General features: G+C 57.4%; 12 protein-coding genes and 1 pseudogene. 5 read left to right on the top strand and 8 right to left on the bottom strand.

Features of this window, described 5'->3' with window-relative positions; genetic code table 11:
* The 8 genes and pseudogenes from HG264_RS00145 to HG264_RS00110 all read right to left on the bottom strand — a co-directional run.
* A pseudogene (locus tag HG264_RS00145) lies at positions 1-966 on the bottom strand (DUF4113 domain-containing protein); the annotation flags it as partial.
* A gap of 301 nt (positions 967-1267) precedes the next feature.
* A complete protein-coding gene (locus tag HG264_RS00140) occupies positions 1268-1882 on the bottom strand; it encodes a tyrosine-type recombinase/integrase (protein ID WP_074779350.1) in 615 nt (204 codons plus the stop codon).
* 62 nt (positions 1883-1944) lie between these two features.
* A complete protein-coding gene (locus HG264_RS00135) occupies positions 1945-4059 on the bottom strand; it encodes an LTA synthase family protein (protein WP_372240186.1) in 2115 nt (704 codons plus the stop codon).
* A 29-nt stretch (positions 4060-4088) separates the two neighbouring features.
* Positions 4089-4481 (bottom strand): diacylglycerol kinase, encoded by a 393-nt coding sequence (locus tag HG264_RS00130; protein ID WP_074779346.1) that lies wholly within the window; start codon positions 4479-4481, stop codon positions 4089-4091.
* Positions 4471-5109 carry a lipopolysaccharide kinase InaA family protein gene (locus HG264_RS00125; RefSeq protein ID WP_256663726.1) on the bottom strand — a complete coding sequence of 213 codons (639 nt, stop codon included), beginning with the start codon at positions 5107-5109 and terminating at the stop codon, positions 4471-4473. Before HG264_RS00125 ends, HG264_RS00130 begins: the two co-directional genes overlap by 11 nt.
* Entirely contained in the window at positions 5106-5798 is a 693-nt protein-coding gene (locus HG264_RS00120) for a class I SAM-dependent methyltransferase (protein WP_169405761.1), read from the bottom strand. Before HG264_RS00120 ends, HG264_RS00125 begins: the two co-directional genes overlap by 4 nt.
* Positions 5799-5890: 92 nt before the next feature.
* Entirely contained in the window at positions 5891-7153 is a 1263-nt protein-coding gene (locus tag HG264_RS00115; protein ID WP_169405760.1) for a HAMP domain-containing sensor histidine kinase, read from the bottom strand.
* Entirely contained in the window at positions 7143-7826 is a 684-nt protein-coding gene (locus HG264_RS00110) for a response regulator transcription factor (RefSeq protein WP_036993156.1), read from the bottom strand. Before HG264_RS00110 ends, HG264_RS00115 begins: the two co-directional genes overlap by 11 nt.
* 115 nt (positions 7827-7941) lie before the next feature.
* Between HG264_RS00110 and HG264_RS00105 the strand changes: the two genes are divergently transcribed.
* From HG264_RS00105 to HG264_RS00085, 5 genes are all read left to right on the top strand, one after another.
* On the top strand, positions 7942-9900 hold the full coding sequence (locus HG264_RS00105; RefSeq protein ID WP_169405759.1) for an LTA synthase family protein: 1959 nt from the start codon (positions 7942-7944) through the stop codon (positions 9898-9900).
* The gene (locus tag HG264_RS00100; protein WP_256663725.1) at positions 9897-10637 is read left to right on the top strand and encodes a phosphatase PAP2 family protein; all 741 of its coding nucleotides are present in this window, start codon (positions 9897-9899) and stop codon (positions 10635-10637) included. Before HG264_RS00105 ends, HG264_RS00100 begins: the two co-directional genes overlap by 4 nt.
* A complete protein-coding gene (locus tag HG264_RS00095; RefSeq protein WP_169405758.1) occupies positions 10625-11308 on the top strand; it encodes a dual specificity protein phosphatase family protein in 684 nt (227 codons plus the stop codon). The genes HG264_RS00100 and HG264_RS00095 overlap by 13 nt, the downstream gene beginning before the upstream one ends.
* A gap of 174 nt (positions 11309-11482) precedes the next feature.
* A complete protein-coding gene (locus HG264_RS00090; RefSeq protein WP_169405757.1) occupies positions 11483-12826 on the top strand; it encodes a UDP-glucose/GDP-mannose dehydrogenase family protein in 1344 nt (447 codons plus the stop codon).
* Positions 12823-13815, top strand: coding sequence for an NAD-dependent epimerase (locus HG264_RS00085; RefSeq protein ID WP_169405756.1), 993 nt, complete (start codon positions 12823-12825; stop codon positions 13813-13815). The genes HG264_RS00090 and HG264_RS00085 overlap by 4 nt, the downstream gene beginning before the upstream one ends.
* The last annotated feature ends 8 nt before the right edge of the window (positions 13816-13823 follow it).

Genomic DNA, 13823 nt, shown 5'->3' with positions numbered 1-13823 from the left:
TCAACGGCAGCGCACTGTCCACAGCTCTTCCCAGCGCGTGGTGAAGCTCGGGCTTTTCATTTCGCGCCGCATCCCCCACTCCGGCGCGCGGGGTACGCTCGCGGGGCGCAATGTGCCCCGGCCCCAACGTTGATTGATCTGGTCAAGCACGCCCATGACGCGCTCGGCTGCCTCGGGCTGGACCTCGGCGAACAGGTCGTCGGTGAATTCACCGCGCTGGCGCAGGTCGAGCAACAGGATCTCGGCTTTGCTGTAGGCATACCCAGCCCGAAAAATCTGCCCGAGCCCCGCCACGGCATAGGCCGTGATCAGCCGGGTATCGTCCGACGGATAAGGCAATTCACACACGACGCCCTTGGCGTACTTGGCTTCATCAGGGTTGAACATGCCGGTGCGGATGCTCACCCGCACACGTTTGCACAGCGAGCCCTGTGAACGGAGCTTTTCACAGGCGCGGGCGACGTAGGTAGCCACCGACTCCCGGATAGGTTCGATGGCCGTCAGGCGTGTACCGAACATGCGGCTGCAGCAGATCTCCTGCCTGGGTGGCGCGGCCTCCTCCAATTCCAGACAAGGCGTCCCGCGCAGTTCCCGCGCCGTTTTCTCCACTACCACGCTGTACTGTTTGCGCAGCGTCCAGGCGTCCGCCTGAGCCAGATCCCAGGCAGTGGTGATATGGCTACCGGCCAGATGCGCGGTCATCTGCCGACCGATGCCCCACACCTCTTCCACCGGCATGGCCTTTAGTAACTTATCGCGGCGTTCCGGATCGCAGATATCCACCACACCGCCGGTCTGGCGCTGCCATTTCTTGGCTGCTGCGTTGGCCAGTTTGGCCAGCGTCTTGGTGGTCGCAATGCCTACGCCGGTGGGTATACCCGTGCGTTTCAGCACTTCGGCGCGCAGGTTTCGCCCGAGCTGCAAAGCATCCGCCACGCCGGTGAGATCGGCGAACGCCTCGTCGAGATAAAGGAAAGAAGAACAGCCATGGACATGACTTCAGCTCAGACATTCCGCTACTCAATCTCTGATGTCGGATGTCCATAGAAAGAACCTCTTTTCCAGGAAATTGGGGCTTGAAGTCCATACCTGCGCAATTGCACCCATTTGACCAGTCAATTGCATTGGTACTGACCACCGCGTGCATCCGACTTGGCCAGTGGGCAGCAGAGACGCAACAGGCAGAAACCGGCCAAAAGCAGCCGCTCCTCACCGGCGGCTTCTGGCGGGATAGCACCGGCCTGGCTTTAGCCGCCGCTATTGCTGATCAAACTTCAGTATGCTCTGCCATATCAAGAGCGTCTTCCACTTCGATTCCCAGATAGCGAACCGTGCTTTCCAGCTTGGTGTGGCCGAGTAAAAGCTGCACTGCCCTTAGGTTCTTGGTCCTACGGTAGATCAGTGACGCTTTGGTGCGTCGAAGCGTGTGGGTGCCGTACATGGCGGGATCAAGATCAATAGAAGTTACCCAAGCCTTGACGATCCGAGCATATTGTCTAGTGGAGAGATGATCTGACCTGTGCAGCCTGCTCGGAAACAGGAAATCCTCATTTCGCAGCTGGGCTTGATGTATCCAGGCCTCAAGCGCAGCCCGGGTTTGGTCAGTGATTTCAAACTGGACTGGCCGATGAGTTTTCTGCTGCATCACAATGGCCCGGGGCGTCACTTGCATACCATGGGCTATGTCGCGGACCCTGAGCTTCGTCAAATCACAAGCCCGCAACTTGCTGTCGATGGCCAGATTGAAAAGAGCTAGATCTCGGGTTTTCTCCGAAATCTGAAGCCTTACTCGAATGGACCAAATATCTCTGAGCCGAAGCGGTGCTTTCTGCCCGACTAGCTTGCCTTTATTCCAGGGTTCACGAGGAACATTGGTGTTCATGGCTTTTCCTGCACGTTATGGAGGATGACCGGTCTGCGGCAGATCCTGATAGAAGTCATTCGCTAGGGCACCGTCGCCTCGGTTGAGCTTCGGTTTTTCGATACCTCAACCCCAGCTTTATCATCTAACAGGGCCTGTGTTGCAGCTTGCACATAGGCCTCAAGCTCCTCTTGCAAGTGCTTTGGCTTTGGCACCGCTGGTTGCAGCATGGCCTTCGGCTCGGCGCCTAATTGATACTGGTAAAGCCTGGGTTCTTCGTCGCGCGGTTGAATCAGTACGTTATCTCCGCGGATGATGCCCACGGTCTGGCCGCCACCGGATGGCTTGATCACACCCATACCTTGATCGTCTGCTGGAAGGCTAAGTAGATCGCGGCCCCAGCATTGGTGTCGAACCTCGCCACCCAGTCGGCCCATGATGGTAGGTACGATATCTACTTGGGTGCCGACAACGTTGTTCTTTTCGCCAAAGCGCTCGACCATGCCCGGAGCAATCAGCAGCAAAGGTACGTGGAAGCGCAGCAGATCCAGTTCAGTCAGCTGCTGCGGGGTACCAAAACCGTGGTCGCCGACGATGACGAACAGTGTCTGGTCGTAGTACGGCTCATCCCTGATCTGTTCGAAGAAGCGGCCCAACGCCCAGTCGGAATAGCGCATAGCACTCAGGTGCTCGTTCGCATAGCTTCCCTGATCGGTGACCTCGTCCACGGGCAGAGTATCGGGCAGAGCATAGGGCGTGTGGTTCGACAGGGTCTGCAGCAATGCGTAAAAGGGGCGGTTGGGATCGAGCTGGCGCAGCTCTATGACGGCTCTATCAAACATGTCCTGGTCGGAAACGCCCCAGGTGGGGTCAGACACAATCGGGTCTACATAGTCATTACGGCCGATGAAGCGTGTCATGCCCTGATTGCCGAAAAATCCGCGCTGGTTGTCCCAGGCGAAGTCGCCATTGTAGACGTACAAATCGTTGAAACCCCGTGCGCCAAGAAGCTGAGGCAAGCCTGAAAACTGATTGCCGCCCTCCGGCTCCTGCATCAGATATTCGAACGCGGGTAGGTTGGGAAAGCACGCCATGGTGGCGAACATGCCCTGATGAGTATGGGTGCCACTGGAGAAGTGACGGGTGAACAACAACCCCTGCTTGCTGAGTTTGTCGAACTCGGGGGTTATCTGCAGCGAGGAGCCGAGCGCGCCAGTGTAGTAGCCCGCAAAGCTTTCCATCAGAATCACGACCACGTTGCGGATCGGCAGGGTAGCGTCCTCGGGCGGTTGATAGTCGCGGCGCACCGGAGCCAGCTCAGGTTCTACCAACTGGTCGTGGACCCCGAGCAGCATCTGTCGGGTGATTCCAGTCGCCTGCTCCGCAGGCATCAAGTCGACCCAGGCGTTGTCGCGGTGCTCCGAGTACTGAGCTTTGGCTGCGCCATAGAGGGTCAAGGAGGGCGTCAGTCCCAGCTGGTTGGCGAACATCGAGTCGGTAGTAAAGGCATCACCCCATCGCAGCGGCGGACCCTGGCGCAGCGTGCCTCGGGCCAATACGGTAGCGCTGAGCAGCAATAGAACCAGCACGCCCAGCTGGGCCGTCATCGCACCCCGTTGGGTCATTCTTATTCTGTTGGCATCTGCTGGCTGGCGGGTGTGACGGTCAAGCCAGCGGAAAAGCCGGTACATCAGTAGCGATACAATCGCCAGGGCCAGCATCAGCCGTACTACAGGAAAGCCGTACCAGAGCATGCGCAGCACGGTAGTGGGATCTTCCTGCAGGTATTGAAACACCAGTGCGTTCAGGCGCTGATGAAATTCTCGGTAGAAGTTCAGCTCTATCACACCCAACAAACTCAGCAACAGGGCTGCCAGTGTTAGCCAGATACACTGCAATGTCCGTAGTTGCATGAGCCTGGAGCTGAGGAAAGTCAGGATCAACGGTGCCCCTGCAATCATTACCACGCGCATGTCAAAGCGCAGGCCGTTGTAGAGGCCCTCGGCCAGATCCCTCCAGGAGGCGTCTGCGACCAGCACCCAGTTGAAGGCCAGCAATGCCACACGCAGGCATGTTAGTAACAGGGTGAGCGCAAACAGTGTCGAAAGCACAAAGAGTAATTGGCTACGCAGGCCGACGGTCGACCGAGGCAGCTCAGCGGTACCAAGAGAAGTACGCATGAGTTTGGGGATTTCCATTCAGGTGGAGTCGCAACAGGCGCTGTCGGCTAGATCAATATCACCAGCCAGACGGTAAGAATCATCAGTAGCGAGACAAGCTGCGCAGCGCTGCCCATATCCTTGGCCTGCTTGGATAGGGGATGCAGTTCCAATGAAATACGGTCAACTACAGCCTCTATAGCCGAGTTGAGCAGTTCGACGATCAGCGCCGCAAATACCACCAGCAGCAGTATCGCGCGCTCGATCGCGCTGACGTCCAATACCACGGCCAGCGGAACCAGTACCGCGCTCAGCGCCAGCAACTGGCGAAACGCCGCTTCTCCAGTGAAGGCCGCCCGCAGCCCGGCCACTGAATAACCTGTGGCTTTGAACACCCGACCGATACCTCCACGGCTTTTCAACGCCAGTGCGTTGCTGCTGGATACGGAATCAGGCTTCATGTGTAGCTACCTGACATTCCAGTTGCGGGTTGTGATAACACTCCAGCAGATAGTTCCAGTCAGCCTCAGGCATCTCACCACGGCGGCGGCGCAGCTGGGAAAGGTCATGGCTTTGTGCCTTGCTACGCAGGAGCCTGATACGGCTTTTTTCCAGATCCAGAAGAGCCACTTCCGGCACATTTGCAGTCAAACTGATGTAGATATGTTTGCCATACAAACTGCCGTGTTGTCTGCGGCTGCGATGCGGTCTTTGCAGCACCAGCGCGAGGCGGCGAAGCACGGCTTTACGACTAGTTTCGTCCAGCTTGGGCGCGTGCTCGGCATACCATTGGACCAGGCTGACAAAGCCACTCAGCTCTTCGGTGATCAGCAGTGCCTGCTGTTCACGTAATACAGTAGGCAGGCCAAATGGATGGCACCAGGAACGAAACAGGTGGCCGATCTGGCGCTTGCAGTAAAGCGGGCGTTGCCCGGGCTGTAGCGGTGGTAGCAGCTTGACGCCACTCTCACCGCCGCGACGATGGTTCGGCTCCTCGACCCATTCACCGTCCATGCTCCACCAATGCTCAAAGCCAAACTGACTGAAGCTGGAGTGCAGCCCGCTGGGCTGCCAGGATGCGCTACTCACGGGCGCACCTTACGCAGAACATAGACGCGCCACATGGCGTAACCGGGCAGAAAATCATGGTGGTTTAGAATGCTGAAGCCGGCCTGTTCAAACTCGCTCTCGATGGTGTCGCGGTTGACCAGAAAGCGATTCTGGTTCTCTGAACGATTGCCCCGAGCGGTGCGGCGTGCCTCCAGCCGCTTGCGCTTCCACGCCTTGTAGTTGCCATCGACCCAAAGGGAAATGATTAGCGTGTCGCGGGTGACGCGGCAAAGCTCATGCAGCATTGCCAGACGGTGTTCGGGGTCGGCAACGTGATGGATCAGGCGCATGCAGAAAATGCTGTCCACCGAATTATCACCCAGATCGATGTCAAAGGCTGAAGTCTGGAATGTTTTGACCCTTTCAACTGTTTCAGGCGGCTGGCCGGCTATCGCTGTTTGCAGCATGACGGCGGAGTTGTCGGCCGCCAGTATTACGCGATTGGGGGCTTCTGCCAGCAGCGGCCAGAATCGCCCCGCACCACAAGGCAGATCAAGTACGAGGTTAGGCTCGCCGGCATCTTTAAGTGCATGCCGCGCCAGCTGCATATCGCGCCAGTTCGAAAGGCGACGAGCCAGGTCGGCCTGGTGCTTCTGAAGATACTGATAGGCATGCTGCTGATCGTACTCCTCGGAAAACTCCAGCTTGATCGCTTTGGCTTTGGACATCGAAGGGCTCTCGGATAGGTTTATCCGGGCCAGAATATGCAAAGGTCGGTCAAGCGCTTGTCAAAAGAGTGTCAAAATTTCGTGAAAGCTGGCTAGCTCAGTGTTACCTCAAAGCAGCTTCCTTCGGTAGGCAAAGAATACATCCGCACTTCCCAGCCCTGGTGCGCGCAGATCCGTTTGACCAGTGACAAACCCAGGCCCAATCCTTCGCCTTGTGCTTCTGAGCCGCGCACGAAGGGTTTGAAGATATCGTCCTGCTGCGCGCTGGGTACCCCTTGGCCACTATCTTCCACCCGAAAGCCGTTGGCCGACAGCAGCAAGCGTATCTCGCCTTTTGCGGTGTAATGCAGGGCATTGCGGATCAGGTTGGACATGACGGTGCTGAGAAACCCTCCATGGAAGAGCATATCGTTGGGCTCTTCTACAATCAGGCGGAAATTCAGACCCTGGTCAGCAAAGCGCGGTGCCCAGCGCTTGGCTTGCTCGTGCGCGACCTCCTCAAGCGTGGCGTTGCCGCTTAATGGGTTCTGTTTGGTGTTGGCTCGGGCCAGCAACAGAAAGGTTTCGACCAGCTCGCTTATTTCTGCACTGGCGCGTTTAATACGATCCAGCTGACGGTGCTCACGTTCGTTCAGCTCAGCGGTTTCAAGCAATTCTGCAGAAGAAGCGATAATCATCAGCGGAGTGCGCAGCTCGTGGCTGACGTCGCTGGTGAAAAAGCGTTCCCGTTCCAGCGAGCTGCGGAGTTGTCCGAGCGTTTCATCAAAGGCGGTGGCAACATGACCTACCTCATCATCCGGATAGTCTGGTGCAAGATTGGGTGCCAAGGTATGCAGTTGACCGTGATGTCGAACCTGCTGAGCCAAGCGTGCCAAAGGCGCTATGACGGTACGTGCCATCATCCAGCCGAGCAGCCAGGCCACCAGACCGCTGAGAATGAAACCTGCAAAGACGACGTTGAAGAGTGCATTCTCGCGCGCCTCGAATTCAGCTTGTTCCTGCACCAGTATGAAACGTTGTTGGGGTGTATCAAGGATGAACAGGTAATAGTCACCGGTTTCATCGACGATCTCGACGAACCCTTCCTCCAGGCCTATAAAGTTCGCTGGGATTTCATAGCCAGGTATGTGCGACGCATACAGTCGGGTCTTGGCATCCAATCTGGGAGGCAGGCCCTGGGCCAGATCCTTCTGGAGAATACTGTCCAGCTCCTCCGCCATGTGCTGGGTAACCAGGTGTTCTTCAATAAAATGCACAATCCCCACAATACCCAGGGAGAAGCCGCCACTGACGATGAGTGTCATCAAGGTAAATGCGATAATGATGCGTCGAACCAGTGGTTGCTTAGTTTTCATTGCTGCGCTCGGCAAGACAGTAGCCCATGCCATGCAGGTTGTGCAGCAGGGGCCGGGCAAAGGGTTTGTCGATCACTTGCCGTAGCTGGTGCACATGACTGCGCAGGCTGTCGCTGTCGGGTAGCTCCTCGCCCCACAGGGCTTCCTCCAATACCGGGCGACGAACCACAGCCGGGCTTTTGCGCATCAATACCTCCAGTAGCTTCAGACCTACCGGGTTGAGTTTGAGTGCTTTGCCCTGACGGGTTACCTGCAAGGTATCCAGGTCGTAGCTGAGATCGGCTACCTGTAGTCGATGTCTGGCGCCGCCCTGGCTGCGCCGCAGTATGGCTTCCATGCGCGCTACCAGTTCGGACAGGGCAAAGGGCTTGACCAGGTAATCATCTGCGCCGCTTTTCAGGCCTTTGAGGCGGTCGTCCAGCTGGTCGCGTGCAGTCAGCATGATGATCGGCGTGTCGCGCTGGGCATCGTCGCGTAAGCGCTGACACAACTGATAACCGTCAATGCCTGGCAGCATGATATCCAGCACGATCAGATCGTAATGCTCGCTCACCGCCAGATGCAGACCTGACAAACCATCCTGGGCGCAGTCCACCGTGTAGCCCTTGCCCTGCAGATAATCCAGCACGTTGGCCAGAATGTCACGATTGTCTTCGATTACCAGAATACGCATCCATCGGCCTCATCAATTGGAACCTGTTAGCTAACACTTTTTTCACACCGCCTTAACGAGCTGCTGACAGCAGTATGCCCACACTTGCGCCAGTCTCATCAATGCGGATCATACAATGCACCTGTTCAAGTTTGCCCAAGCACGTTATCTCGCCATTATTTCTCTGGTCTGGCTGGCAATTTTCATCCTGACTCGCACCCTCTTGCTATCGACTCACCTCGATGAGGCGCAGTTAGGCCTGGTAAGCACCCTGGCACTTTACGGCCAGGGTGGCGTCTATGATCTGGTCTTTCTGCTGTATGCGCTGGCTCCAATGACCCTTTACCTGTTGCTGTGTCCGAGGCGGGTGTGGCAAAGCCGCTGGAATCAGCGACTGCTGCAGCTTTTACTTACCCTGAGCATTTTCATCATGCTGTTCACGGCGATATCCGAATGGCTGTTCTGGGATGAGTTCAGCGTGCGTTTCAACTTCATCGCGGTCGATTATCTGGTGTACTCGGATGAAGTGCTCAACAACATTCTCGAATCCTACCCGGTTTACCCACTGCTGGGGGTGTTGGCGTTGATTGCTGTTGCTATCACCCTGGGGCTGCGTGGTGCGATGCGCCGCGTTGCATTGGCGCCCCTGCTGTCGTGGCGCCAGCGAGCTATGGTCCTGGGCAGCTGGGCGTTGTTGGTAGCGCTGAGCTTCAGCATGGTGGGACAGGATTTTCCGCGTAACAGCGGTGGTAACGCCTACCAGCACGAATTATCAGCCAATGGGCCCTATCAGTTTTTTGCAGCCTTTCGTAACAATGAGCTGGATTACGAACAGTTCTACCCTGTGTTGCCACTGAAGCAGGTCGCCGAACGCATACGCGATGAAGTGCGTGAGTCTAATGCGGTGTTTGTGGACAGCAATCCCCTGAGCATTCGCCGCCTTATCGACAACCCTGGCCAACCGGTGCCCATGAACGTGATTCTTGTGACCATCGAAAGCCTGAGCGCTAAATACCTCGGTAGCGAAGGCGATACCCGTGGGCTAACTCCAGAGTTGGACGCGCTGCGCCAGCAGAGTCTGTATTTCAGTAACCTGTATGCCACCGGGACCCGCACCGATCGTGGGCTGGAGGCCATTACTCTGTCGATTCCGCCAACCCCCGGCCGCTCGATCGTCAAGCGCGTTGGCCGTGAAAGCGGTTTCGCCAGCCTCGGGCAGCAATTTACCGCGAAGGGCTATGACAGCGTCTTCATGTATGGCGGGCGTGGCTACTTCGACAACATGAACGCCTTCTTTCAGGGTAATGGTTACCGCACTGTCGATCAGGCCAGTGTGCCGGACAGTGAAGTGACCTTTACCAATGCCTGGGGTATGAGTGATGAAGACCTGTATACCCAGGCCCTTAAAGTAGCTGATGCCGACTTTGCCAAGGGCAGCCCGTTCATGTTGCAGTTGATGACGACCTCCAATCACCGACCCTACAGTTACCCGGAAGGCCGCATCGATATTGCATCAGGCAGCGGGCGCGAGGGAGCTGTGAAGTACACCGATTATGCTATCGGCGAGTTCCTGCGCGCAGCGCGGCAGAAGCCCTGGTTCGATAACACGGTATTTGTGTTTATTGCGGACCATACGGCGGGCAGTGCCGGCAAGGAAGATCTGCCTGTCAGCAGCTATCACATTCCGTTATTCATCTATGCGCCGCAGTTGGTAAAGCCAGCTGAGGTGACCACTCTGACCAGTCAGATTGACCTGGCTCCCACGCTGCTCGGTTTGTTGAACATGGATTACACATCGACCTTCTTTGGCCGCAATGTGCTGCGCGAGGATGCCGCGCCGGGGCGTGCCCTGATTGGCAATTATCAGCATCTGGGACTATTTGATGGCGAGAATCTGGCGATTCTCAGCCCGCGTCAATTGATGCGTCTGCACGACGATGCCCTGGGTGACAGTCTTGAAAGTACGGCCGACCAGAGCGATCCATTGATCGCGCGGAGCATTGCCTATTACGAGGGATCCAGCTATGCCTTCGGGCACGACTTGCTGGCCTGGCATGCCCTGATAGGACCCAAAGCACGGATCAGCCAGAGATGAAGGCGCTAATACTGGTTTCCAGACCATTCAATTTCCAACTTTGGCTGGCGCTACCGCTCAGCTTTATGGCTCTGATGCTGCTGGTTGATCCGGGCCCGCTGGATGTGGCCATCTCCAACCTGTTCTATCAGCCAGGAGAGGGCTTCATTGGCCGTCACAGTTTCTTTCTGGAGGATATTCTGCATGACCGCGCCAAGCAGGCGGTCATTGTGATCGGTGTGTTGGCCATAGCGGGGTTTCTGCTTAGCCTTTTACCGACGCGGCTGCGGGTCTACCGGCGGTCGCTTGGCTATCTGGTGTTAGCCATGGCGCTATGCACCAGTCTGGTGACGCCCCTCAAGGCGCTGACCAATGTGCACTGCCCCTGGAGCCTTCAGCAATACGGTGGTGATCAGGTGCATACACCAATGCTGAGCGAACGGCCTCCGAGCGATAGGGCTGGCCGTTGCTGGCCGGGTGGCCACGCTTCCTCAGGGTTTTCTCTGCTGGCGCTGTTTTTCATGCTCCGTGATCGGCATCCGCGCACCGCGCGTGGGGCGCTGATTCTGGCGCTGACCCTCGGGGTGATATTCTCGGTCGGGCGCACCATGCAGGGGGCGCATTTCTTGTCGCATAACCTTTGGACGCTGCTGTTTGACTGGTGCATCTGCGTAATCTGTTACCGACTGCTCCTGTACCGCTCACCCGGAGCTGCATCGGCTGCGACTACCGGCGTAGGCACCCCATGCATATCATGACCCGGCGGCGCCTTATACACCTGGCGTCCTGGCTGGCTTTGCCTCTGGTTATTCTGGCTATAGTCGCTCTATGGCGTCCGGACGTGTTGCGCAGCAGTCACGTGGAGATACCTCGGCCGACCATCACGGACCAGCAGGCGCGACCTGCTGCCTGGGCCCAGCCGCTGGCCCCAACTTTTCTTTTCCACGCGCTGAGTCCAACGCTTTACCGAAGTGCGTTGCCCAGCGGGGGCGATATCGTCGCGCTGCAGGAGAATGGCATTCGCACAGTGATCAACCTGCATCAGCAGAGCGATGACCCCTGGCTGGCGGTAAATGATATTCGCAGCGTGCATATGCCCTTGCGCGGGGATAGGGTTACGGATGCCCAGGTCATTGCTGTGCTGGGCGCCATTCGCGAAGGGGAAAAGCGGGGAGGCGTGCTGGTGCATTGCAAGCATGGCCAGAACCGAACCGGGCTGATAAGCGCCATGTATCGCATCGTGTATGACGGCTGGAGTCGGGAGCAAGCCATGGCGGAGATGGTGGAGGGCGGGTTCGGACCACCCCAGCGCATGACAGATGCAATAGGCTATCTCAACAGGGTCGACGTGGATGCGGTAAAACTGGCGATCAGCAAGGGTGAGTGCAGTACCCGTATTCTTGCCTGGTGCCGGCTCAAAGGCGAGTGAGGGATGCCCTGGGCAGTCGCGTGTCACCCGCATTAGACAAAAAAGGCATCTCAGAGCAATGTCTGGTTTACTAATGCTTTTTGCCATCATACATTCGTACTGCCATCGGGGTGGCGAGCTGCTCTGGGCCCCATTCTAGGCGGTCAAAGTTTGCAATGCGTAGACGGGTAATAGATGAAAATAAGCATTTTCGGTACGGGCTATGTGGGGCTGACCCAGGCGGCCTGTCTGGCAGAAGTGGGGCATAGGGTGTGCTGTATCGATACCGATGCGAGCCGAATAGCGCAGCTTGAGCGGGGAGTGTCTCCGATCTTCGAGAACGGTCTGGAAGCACTGCTGCAAAAGAATCTGGCCGCAGGCCGGCTGAGCTTCACTACCAACGCGCAGCAGGGCGTTGATTTTGCCAGGATCATCTTTATCGCCGTTGGCACGCCTGCCAGTGAGGACGGCAGTGCCGATATGCGCTTCGTGTTCTCCGTGGCCGACAGCATTGCCGCCCGGGCCCATGAGCAGAAACTGGTGATAAACAAATCCACCTCGCCTGTGGGAACGGCACAACGTATCCGGGATCGTATTCTCGAGGCGCTGGTGCAGCGCGGCTGCGATTTTGCCGTGCAGGTCATTTCCAATCCCGAGTTTCTCAAGGAAGGATCGGCGGTAGAGGACTGCATGCGGCCCGAACGGATAATCATCGGCAGCGATGGCGAGTGCGATGTCGAGCTGATCCGCGCACTCTACAAGCCCTTTGGGCGTCACCACGAGAAGCTGATCTTTATGGACAGCCGCAGTGCCGAGCTGACCAAGTACGCGGCCAACAGCATGCTCGCAGCGAAGATTTCCTTTATCAACGAGATAGCCAATCTGTCAGAGCGCCTGGGTGCCGATATCGAAATGGTACGCAAAGGGATAGGCTCGGACTCGCGTATCGGCTATGACTTCATCTATCCGGGCTGCGGCTACGGTGGGTCATGCTTTCCCAAGGATATCCAGGCGCTGCTGCACAGTGCTGGCCAGGTAGGCTATTCGGCACAGCTGCTTGAAGCCGTCGAAGACGTCAACCGCCGTCAGAAACACAAGTTGTTCGAGAATATTCAGCGCCATTACCAGGGACATCTCGCCGGCAAGACCTTTGCATTATGGGGGCTGGCATTCAAGCCAAACACCGATGATATGCGCGAGGCACCCAGCCGGGTGGTCCTGGAAGCACTGCTGGCGGCGGGCACCCGCGTATGTGCCTACGACCCTGAGGCGATGGACGAGGCTAGGCGCATTTATGCTGATGCTCAGCATCTGACGTTTGCCGACTCCAAGGAAGCCGCGCTGGAGGGCGCCCATGCTCTGGTGATCGTCACAGAATGGCTGAATTTTCGCATTGTCGATTTCAGTCTTCTGCGCCAGGCGCTGGCAGACCGGGTGATATTCGATGGACGCAACCTGCTGGATCCGGTCCAGGTGGTTGGCGAGGGGCTGGGTTATTATTCGATCGGTCGTGCCTCGGGCTCCGGGGGCAAGGTTTGAAGTTCCTGGTTACCGGAGCAGCCGGGTTTATCGGCTACCACTGCGCTGTGCGTCTGTGTCAGGCGGGCCATGACGTAGTCGGCATCGACAACCTGAATGATTATTACAGTGTCGAACTCAAGCAGGCACGCCTGCAGCGGTTACGGGACATGCCGGGCTTTGCGTTTGTTGCCCTGGATATAGCCGATCGCGAGGGTATGCAGACGCTGTTTCGCAGCCATCGCTTCGAGCGCGTTATCCACCTGGCGGCTCAGGCCGGTGTGCGCTATTCGTTGGATAATCCCTACGCCTACGCCGATGCCAACCTGGTTGGTTTTCTCAATGTGCTTGAAGGCTGTCGTCAGGAGGCGGTCGGCCATCTGGTCTACGCCTCCAGCAGTTCGGTATATGGCATGAATGCCAAGGTGCCCTTTGCTGTGGGGGATGCCGTGGATCAGCCGGTTTCGCTTTACGCTGCCAGCAAGCGCGCCAACGAGGTCATGGCCCACAGCTATGCCCACCTCTACAGGATTCCCACCACCGGCCTGCGTTTCTTCACGGTATATGGCCCCTGGGGCCGGCCTGACATGGCCCCTTTCAAGTTCACCAAGGCGATCCTCGAAGGTCGGCCGATAGACGTCTACAACGGCGGGAACATGTCGCGGGACTTTACCTATATAGATGATGTGGTCGAAGGGGTAATACGCATACAGGATTGTCCGCCGCCGTATGCCGACGAGCCAGAATCGGCTCGTCTGGATGCGCCGGCCAGGTTGTTCAATATCGGTCTGGGTGCACCGGTCAATCTGCTCGATTTTGTCGGCTGCATCGAAGCCGCTACCGGTATGCAGGCCATCAAGCAGATGAAGCCGATGCAGCCGGGGGATGTGCCGCGCACCTGGGCCGATGTGGAGGCGCTGGCACAGAGGACCGGCTTTCGTCCAGCCACCACGCTTGCACAGGGGGTTGCCAGTTTTGTCAGCTGGTACCGGGGTTTCTATGGCGTTTAGGATATATC

The sequence above is a fragment of the Pseudomonas sp. gcc21 genome, from assembly GCF_012844345.1.
Taxonomy (GTDB): Bacteria; Pseudomonadota; Gammaproteobacteria; order Pseudomonadales; family Pseudomonadaceae; genus Halopseudomonas.
The sequence above is the reverse complement of the archived record's forward strand: the minus strand, read 5'-3'. Positions and strand labels throughout refer to the sequence as shown.

Coding starts and splice junctions, on each gene's coding strand:
- HG264_RS00100 (WP_256663725.1), top strand. CDS start 9,897: ATGAAGGCGCTAATACTGGTTTCCAGACCATTCAATTTCCAACTTTGG.
- HG264_RS00115 (WP_169405760.1), bottom strand. CDS start 7,153: ATGAAAACTAAGCAACCACTGGTTCGACGCATCATTATCGCATTTACC.
- HG264_RS00105 (WP_169405759.1), top strand. CDS start 7,942: ATGCACCTGTTCAAGTTTGCCCAAGCACGTTATCTCGCCATTATTTCT.
- HG264_RS00140 (WP_074779350.1), bottom strand. CDS start 1,882: ATGAACACCAATGTTCCTCGTGAACCCTGGAATAAAGGCAAGCTAGTC.
- HG264_RS00135 (WP_372240186.1), bottom strand. CDS start 4,059: ATGGAAATCCCCAAACTCATGCGTACTTCTCTTGGTACCGCTGAGCTG.
- HG264_RS00110 (WP_036993156.1), bottom strand. CDS start 7,826: ATGCGTATTCTGGTAATCGAAGACAATCGTGACATTCTGGCCAACGTG.
- HG264_RS00130 (WP_074779346.1), bottom strand. CDS start 4,481: ATGAAGCCTGATTCCGTATCCAGCAGCAACGCACTGGCGTTGAAAAGC.
- HG264_RS00095 (WP_169405758.1), top strand. CDS start 10,625: ATGCATATCATGACCCGGCGGCGCCTTATACACCTGGCGTCCTGGCTG.
- HG264_RS00120 (WP_169405761.1), bottom strand. CDS start 5,798: ATGTCCAAAGCCAAAGCGATCAAGCTGGAGTTTTCCGAGGAGTACGAT.
- HG264_RS00090 (WP_169405757.1), top strand. CDS start 11,483: ATGAAAATAAGCATTTTCGGTACGGGCTATGTGGGGCTGACCCAGGCG.